The sequence below is a fragment of the Gilliamella sp. Fer4-1 genome, assembly GCF_001690515.1.
In the GTDB taxonomy this organism is placed as follows: Bacteria; Pseudomonadota; Gammaproteobacteria; order Enterobacterales; family Orbaceae; genus Gilliamella; species Gilliamella apicola_C.
In genome coordinates, this window is record NZ_LZGZ01000049.1 from 1 (window position 1) to 685 (window position 685).

Below are 685 nucleotides of genomic sequence, written 5' to 3' on the forward strand. Positions count from 1 at the left end.
AAGGAAATATTATGCGGATAGCCATAACAATTTTTTTTCTTTTTCTTTTATCTGCTTGTCATGCTCGAACGGCTGATCAAGCATATAAAGAAGGAAAGTATTTGGAAAGTATCAGTTTATTAACTGCCAGTATTGATGAAAAAGGGCAAGCGAAATTTGATAAAGGTAGAGCTGAAAAGTTACGCACTATAGTAAGTAATGTTATGGCTCATTATGAGGCGGATTTGGCTCACACAGCAAATACAGATTATCAACATCGTATTGACGCTTATCAAAGCTTACTTAAAATGAAAATGATGTTGAGCGATCGTTTTTATAGCCAAACTGTCAGCTTTTTTAATGATAAATACGATATCAAAAAGTTAGAAGAAACAATTGCTAAACAATATTATGATTATGGTAACTCTATAACTGGAACAGACAGCGAAAGTTACAGAAAAAGAGCTGATTTATATCAAAAAGGATTTGAGCAATATAACTATAAAAATATTGAAAGCTTATACAAAAATGCAAAAACAAAATATATGCAACTTGCAGCTAAAGATTATTATAATCAAGGCAAAATGTTAGAGCAGCAAGGTAACTATAAAGCTGCAGCAGAGGCATTTAATAATGCTTCAGAGGTATACCAACCGCTTGGGAAATACAAAGATAGTGGCAAGCTTGCTGTCGATAATGATCGAAA

Annotated in this window: 1 protein-coding gene; it reads left to right on the top strand. The window is 32.7% G+C overall.

What is annotated here, in order from left to right:
- Window positions 1-11 precede the first annotated feature (11 nt).
- Window positions 12-685 (top strand): hypothetical protein (locus A9G30_RS01615; protein ID WP_141671945.1); only part of this gene is annotated, 674 nt, incomplete at its 3' end.